A 7,152-nucleotide genomic window follows, 5' to 3' on the forward strand; every position below is an offset into this window, starting at 1 on the left:
ATTTCTATGGAGCAGATATTAATGGTTCCTTAAGTATTGGAAGAAAGGTAGTCGGAGAGGCCGCCTTTAGCGGGAATCCGATAGAGAGGTTCGTAGTTAACCCAGTACGGGTCAAAGCGTACAAAGCTAATTCTAGATGCAATATTTGCGTACAGAATTAGTAACTATAGCACTAGGCTAATTTTATCGAACCCTTCTGTCATTTTTTGCCACAAAAGGGAGAGATGAGCCAATAAAAGCCCATCTCTCGGTAATTTATCCCTATACTTTAGTGACAGCCAAGAAGACTTTACTTGTTACCATTACCCTGCATGGCTAAAACCGCATCGCGCAGTTTATCCGGCACTTCTTGCAGGTGATCCTCATCCCACTGGAAGAAACCGACACCCATAGTCAAAGAACGCAATTCAACGATAAAATCGTGCATTTCCGCTTGGGGTAGATAGGCCGTTACCTGATCCCAACCTTTCCACTCCGCAGAAGCTTCAAAACCCTGAATTTGACCGCGTTTACCACTGATTAACTGTAAAACCTTGGCAGTGTATTCTGAGGGAGCGAGAACCGTCACCGATAGAATTGGTTCTAATAAGACCGGATGACATTTAGGCAGTCCTTCCGTCATCGCTAGACGGGCCGCTTGTTTAAAAGCTTGTTCGGAACTATCGACACTGTGATAGGAACCATCGGTGAGAGTAACATCAATATCCACCACGGGGAAACCCAACGGACCATGACCGAGATATTCCCGCACTCCCGTTTCTACCCCGGGGATATACTGTTTGGGGACGACACCACCGACAATGCTTTCATGGAAGTGGAAACCTTCCCCCCGGGCCAGGGGTTTAATATCCAGGTACACATCGCCAAAAGCACCGTGGCCGCCGGTTTGGTGTTTATAACGTCCGTGGGATTTGGTGCTGGTTTTGATTGTTTCCTTGTAGGGAACTTGGGGTAAATGGGTGGTCATCGGTAGATTATACTTGCGCGCTAGGCGATCGAGGGCCACTTGCAGATGAATTTCTCCCTGTCCCCAAAGAATCACTTCTTTAGTATCACCGTGTTGTTCCCAGTAGAGGGAAGGATCTTCTTCGATCAGTTTCGTCAAAGCTGAACTTAATTTCACTTCATCCTTGCGATTTACGGCGGCAATGGCCAAGGCAAAGACGGGTTTAAGCTGTAATCCTCTGGGAAGATCGGGTTTTTGACTGCCGCTGCTAACCACGTCTCCGGTGGCGATTCCCTCCAAACGACCGAGAGCGACAATTTCCCCCGCTTGCGCTTGCTGTAAGGGTTGTTGTTGTTGTCCCATGAGACGATAGATACCACCAATCCGCACACCGTTCAAGGCCATGCCATCGTTAAGGGTTCCCTGCCAGATTCGCCCTAGGGAGAGGCGACCGCCCTGGGGAGTAAAATAGGTTTTGAGGATTTGTACCACTGCATCCCCATCCGCACTGGGATCGAGACCGCGACGATTGGCGGTAATTGTCGGGGCCGGTGCTTCTTCCACTAAAGCGGTGAGGAGATGACGCACACCATAGTCCCGTTCCGCCATACCGAAGAACACGGGTACTATCTGATCGGCTCCCAGTTCTTGTTTTAAGTCTTGGAGAATTTCTTCCCGGGAGGGGTTAATATCTTCGAGGAGTTCTTCTAAAAGATGATCGTCAAATTCGGCGATCGTTTCTAGCATTTCTTGTCGAGCGATCTGTTCTTCTTCCTTGAGGTGGTCGGGTAAAGCTACAGGGTCGGCGGGACTGTTAGCATGGTAATGATAAGCCTGTTCGTTGATTAAATCGATAAATCCGATAATTTCGTTGTTCTGACGGATAGGATATTGCTGGGGAACGAGGGGACGACTAGAAACGGATTTGAGAGCTTGTAGGACTTCGTTAAAGTGACTATTACAGCGATCCATCTTATTGATGAAGATTAGATGCGGAATTTCCCAATCATCGAGGAATTTTAGCAAGGGAGCCAGGGTGAGAACTCGATCGACCACCGGTTCACAAACGATAATAGCAGCACCGGCCCCGACGAGGGCATTATAGGTTTCACTGGCAAATTCGATCGAACCGGGGCAATCGAGAAAGGTAAAATTTAGGTCTTGGTATTGACTATGGGCAACGGAAACTTCTACACTCATCTGTCGATCCCGCGCTTGCGTGGAACTATCACCAACGGTATTGCGATCGCTAATTTTACCTTTTCTGGTGATGGCTCCTGTGACGAAAAGTAAACTTTCCAGTAAGGAGGTTTTTCCACTGGAGTAGGGGCCGACAAGGGCCACATTACGGGTGTTTGCTCCGATACTTTGATTCATACAGATACCCCCAAGAATGATTTAGTGATTAGTTGCGGCGATTGGGCGATATTTACACTCGATCGCCCTAGGAAATATACTGTCATAGCACTGAAAATTACTCTCAGGACGTAGTTAGAAGTGAAAGGCCTGTCTTGCCATAATTTTGCCCAGTGCTACAGGTGTATTCTTTCCTACTCTTCACCCTAACTCAGTCTCAAGCATTACATCCCATTCTCGCAATCTCTTGTAAAGTCTCGCCTACTTTTAGTTAAGGAACTTGAATAAATGTTAACTAGGGTTTGCTAAATAAGTTTTTCGTGGGTGTGGGGTGTGGGGTGTGGGGTGTGGGGAAATGGGGAAATGGGGAGAATAAATAAAAATAATCTCCTGTCTCCTGAATCGGAGTCTCCTGAATCGGAGTCTCCTACCTCCAGGAAAAATTTTTTCAGCAAATGTTAACTAAGCTGTTGACTATCGAGAGTCTTTCTCCTCAACTGGATTTACAAAAACGAGAGGTTGCCTGATATAGTGAGAGGTCGGGATGATGTTTATCAAGCAATTTTTATGTTGAAAGCTGGAATCGTGGGACTGCCAAATGTGGGAAAATCCACCCTATTTAACGCTCTGGTGGCTAATGCTAAGGCGGAGGCCGCTAATTTCCCCTTTTGTACCATTGAACCGAATGTGGGTGTGGTATCCGTCCCCGATGAACGTCTGGAGGTTTTGGCTAAAATCTCTAATTCTGAGAAAATCGTGCCGACGCGGATTGAATTTGTCGATATCGCCGGATTAGTCAAGGGTGCTAGTCGGGGGGAAGGATTGGGTAATCAATTTTTGGCTAATATCCGGGAAGTGGACGCGATCGTTCATGTGGTGCGCTGTTTTGATAATGATGATATTATTCATGTTTCCGGTTCCGTGGATCCGGCCCGGGATATCGAGGTGATTAATCTAGAGTTAGCTCTAGCGGATTTGGGACAGGTGGAGAAGCGGGTGGAACGTTTACGCAAACAGGCGAAAAATAGCAAGGAAGCCGCCGAAGAATTGGCTATACTTGAAAAAATCCTAATTTGTCTTAATGACGGTATTTCGGCGCGAAAAGTGGATTTAAGCAAAGAGGAAGAAGAATTAATTAAAAATCTCGGTTTATTGAGTCGTAAACCGATTATTTATGCCGCTAATGTGAGCGAAGATGATCTGGCCACGGGTAATGATTGGGTAGAAAGTGTCCGTCAAATTGCCCAACAGGAACAGGCAAAAGTTGTGATCGTTTCTGCTCAAGTAGAATCGGAATTAGTGGAATTGTCGGAGGAAGAAAGAAAAGATTTTCTCGGTTCTTTAGGGGTAGAAGAAGGGGGATTAAAATCTTTAATTAAAGCTACCTACGAGTTATTAGGACTGCGTACCTATCTCACCACCGGACCCCAAGAAACCCGCGCATGGACGATTATTGCCGGTATGAAAGCACCCCAAGCAGCCGGAGTTATTCACTCGGATTTTGAACGGGGTTTTATTCGTGCGGAAACCGTGTCTTATCAGGATTTAGTTAATAGTGGCACGATGAGCGCAGCCAAAGAAAAAGGTTTAGTCAGAAGTGAAGGCAAGGAATATATTGTTCAAGAAGGTGATGTATTACTATTCCGTTTTAATGTTTAGCTAAAAATAAATCAGGTGAGCGCCGCCACCTGATCAAAAGGTTGAATTTGGCGTTGTCAATAGCTGTAGGGCTAATTCATGAATTAGCCCTACAATAGGCGTTATCAAATTGAAAGATGCTCCGAATTTCTGTCATCAACAATCTCTCAGCTTTTTTTACTCACTTTGGTTAACATTAAACTGAAAACTGAATTTTTTATCTCTTGACATCCTCTAATTTATATTCTATAATCAGGTGTAGTGGCAAGTTCTTGTTTAATCAAGATGGCGATGTTCTCTGTTCACTAAAAGACTGGTTTGGTAGGAATGCAGTCGAGGCTAAAAATAGTCTATCTATTCAACAACCCGCAAGGGGAAACGGTCAAATCAAACTGGAAAAATGAAAGAGCAAGGATTGTTATTTTCCGAAGATAGCCTGTTACCTGAAAAACTCCCGCAAATTCAGGAATTACGACCTTCTAACAATCTTTCCGCAGTTTTTGAAGAGTGCCATAATTATATTTACGCCAACGAAGGAATGCTCAAAGACAAGATTTTTCACGAGATGGTTAAACTAATCATCATCAAACTTCATGATGAAAAATCTGCCAAGCAATCTGTAAATTTTGGCGTTACAGCAAGTGAATATAAAGCCATCGTAGCAAATAAGTACGATGAATTTATGTCGCGTCTCAGTCAATTATTTACCTCAATCAAGAATCATTATCGGGGATTTTTCACCGATGACACATTCAAGTTAAAACCTTTGACTCTTGCTTATATTGTAGGCAGGTTACAGTACATTAATTTAACTAAAACATCTGGCGATATAAAAGGTGAAGCCTTTCAGACTTTTGTAAATAGACACCAGCGTGGAGATAGGGGAGAATTTTTTACCCCTCACCCAATTGTCCGCCTTGCGGTTGAAATGATAGACCCCAAACCAAACGAAAAAATTATCGACCCTGCTTGCGGAAGTGGTGGTTTTTTAATTCAAGCAATCAACCATGTTCGACAAAATAATCCAGAGTTCAATATAGCAAGTTTTGTGCAAGAAAGTATTACAGGAATTGAATTTAATCCTGATGTCGCCCTTTCGGGAATGATTCGTTTAGTTTTTGAAGGTGGCACAGGTTCAGAAATTATCTGCACTAATGCGCTTATCGAAGATGAAAAATTAAATAATTCTTTTGATGTTATCTTGACCAATCCTCCTTTCGGAAATAAAGGAAAAGTAGAAGACCAGAAAATTCTTCAATCATATCTTCTTGCCCGGAAATGGCATAAATCAGCGTCCAATAGTTGGCAAGTTTCCCCAACCGTTTTAGCGGGTCAGTCGCCCGATATTTTATTTATTGAGAAATCTATAAAATTATTGCGGGCAGGTGGGCGCATGGCGATTATTCTGCCCGATGGTCTATTACAAAATATCTCTAATGGACCGATTCGGTATTGGTTGCGCTCCCAAACAAAAATATTAGGTGTTGTTTCCATACCGCCGGAAGCCTTTGTACCCTACGGCACTGGAATCAAGACATCACTTTTGGTAGTTCAAAAATTACCAGCAAACCATGATTCTTGTTTTATGGCACAAATCAAAAAAATAGGCTATGACGTTAAAGGACAAACAATATATAAGCGCAACGAGTCGGGAGTTATAGCCCGAACAAAATCAGGTTTGCCAATAGTTGACGATGATATAGATGATATTTCTCAATCTTTTAGGTCATTTATCAATGGCGAATTTGCACAAAACAGCGATTGTATTTATACAGTTAAGAATACCCTGCTCAATTCGAGACTGGATGCCGAACATTATTTACCCAATGACCAAAAATTATTAGAACATCTAAAATCTATTGGAGCGAAACCTTTAGGTGAAATTGCCGATATTTTGAGAGAGGCGGCTGATTTTCGTTTAGCCAGGGACAGTGAAATTAGATATATCGCTATTTCCGATGTTGATTATCGTACAATGCAAGTTGTTTCTCAACAAATAATCAAGGCACATGAGGCCCCATCTCGCGCAACTTATAGATTGTACAAAGGCGATATTATTACAGCAATTTCAGGAGCAAGTACGGGAACACCACGCCAAGCAACAGCCCTAATCACAGAAGATGAAGACGGAGCAATTTGCTCAAATGGATTTTCAGTATTAAGAAATATTCAGGGAGTCGAGCCTTTGTTTTTATTAGTATATATGCGAACAGACTTTTTTTTGCGTCAGATTAAAAGGTACATGACAGGTCATGCTATTCCTACTATTTTAGGGGATGATTTGTCTAAAGTTTTAGTGCCTATTCCACCCCAATCTGAACAGCAGAGAATAGCAAAAAGTATGGCTGAAATTCAAGCAATTAGAAAAGAAGCGTTAAAAGCAAGTGAGAATGTTGTTCACGAAATGAGTCTTCTACTTGGCCAATTTGAGTAAGGCAAAAAGCAGGTTAAGCTTAGAAAAAGTCTTAATACTAAATCCGGTTATTAAACACTGATTATCTATTACCACTTTTGCCTGTCCTGATATGTATAGTTATTTCAAATAAGAACGAGACACTAGGCGACACAATAAGTACGAATAATTTCATCAAGGGGTGTCCCCACAGGAGCATACATTCTTGCCCTCTTTAATGCACTAAAATCATGTTCGATATCATTTAAATCAGGAGAGTATTTTGGCAAAAACACGACCTGATGACCTGCTTCCTCTACCAGTTGTTTAATGACTGTCTTCCGATGAATTGGTGCATTATCCATAATTAATACTGATGTTATGGTTAGAGAGGGCAACAAATATAAAGATAACCACCCTTCAAAACCTTCGGCATTCAGGCTTCTCGTAAATATCATCGGTGCAATAAAGTCTTTTTTTCCCTTTCTTCTCCCAGCGACAAGGTTCTCTCTTTTTCCTCGTTTTCCTTGTCTATCTCCCAATACTTTCTTCCCTTTTTGTGCATCGGGCATAAAAACAGGTTTGAAATTCTTCAAACCCTGATTCATCAATAAATACAAGGCTTTTACTTCCATATATTTTAATCAATTCTCTCAGCACTCTGTAGTATTTCATTCTTTCTTCTCGGTTTCTTTCTTTATAACGAAGTTACTTCTTTTTTCTGGTAACTTTCATTTTTTTTTAGGCATAGCAAATGGCACTTGGTCTCACTCCAAACTTCTCGGCTCTGTCTCTTAATCTTGCCTCGGGATTTTCTTGG

General features: G+C 42.4%; 4 protein-coding genes and 1 pseudogene. 2 read left to right on the forward strand and 3 right to left on the reverse strand.

The features are described 5' to 3' along the window. Positions 1-289: 289 nt before the first annotated feature. Together PX482_RS23460 and PX482_RS23465 are read right to left on the reverse strand one after the other, a co-directional pair. Positions 290-2,323, reverse strand: coding sequence for an elongation factor G (locus PX482_RS23460; protein WP_288123100.1), 2,034 nt, complete (start codon positions 2,321-2,323; stop codon positions 290-292). A gap of 284 nt (positions 2,324-2,607) precedes the next feature. Then, complete coding sequence (locus PX482_RS23465; protein WP_196219792.1) at positions 2,608-2,757, reverse strand: hypothetical protein; 150 nt, start codon at positions 2,755-2,757, stop codon at positions 2,608-2,610. A gap of 112 nt (positions 2,758-2,869) precedes the next feature. Between PX482_RS23465 and ychF the strand changes: the two genes are divergently transcribed. Together ychF and PX482_RS23475 are read left to right on the forward strand one after the other, a co-directional pair. Next, positions 2,870-3,961: a redox-regulated ATPase YchF gene (gene ychF / locus PX482_RS23470; protein ID WP_043996954.1), complete on the forward strand. Its 1,092-nt coding sequence runs from the start codon at positions 2,870-2,872 to the stop codon at positions 3,959-3,961. Between the two features lie 379 nt (positions 3,962-4,340). Then, the gene (locus PX482_RS23475) at positions 4,341-6,374 is read left to right on the forward strand and encodes an N-6 DNA methylase (protein WP_288093878.1); all 2,034 of its coding nucleotides are present in this window, start codon (positions 4,341-4,343) and stop codon (positions 6,372-6,374) included. 122 nt (positions 6,375-6,496) lie between these two features. On the opposite strand, the pseudogene PX482_RS23480 reads toward PX482_RS23475, so the two are convergent. Next, a pseudogene (locus PX482_RS23480) lies at positions 6,497-7,152 on the reverse strand (IS630 family transposase); the annotation flags it as partial.

It is taken from the genome of Microcystis sp. M53602_WE12, from assembly GCF_030065455.1.
Lineage (GTDB): Bacteria > Cyanobacteriota > Cyanobacteriia > Cyanobacteriales > Microcystaceae > Microcystis > Microcystis aeruginosa.

What these genes read in the sequence shown, in the direction of transcription:
- PX482_RS23475 (WP_288093878.1), top strand. Translation starts at nt 4,341, where the DNA reads ATGAAAGAGCAAGGATTGTTATTTTCCGAAGATAGCCTGTTACCTGAA.
- ychF (WP_043996954.1), top strand. Translation starts at nt 2,870, where the DNA reads ATGTTGAAAGCTGGAATCGTGGGACTGCCAAATGTGGGAAAATCCACC.
- PX482_RS23460 (WP_288123100.1), bottom strand. Translation starts at nt 2,323, where the DNA reads ATGAATCAAAGTATCGGAGCAAACACCCGTAATGTGGCCCTTGTCGGC.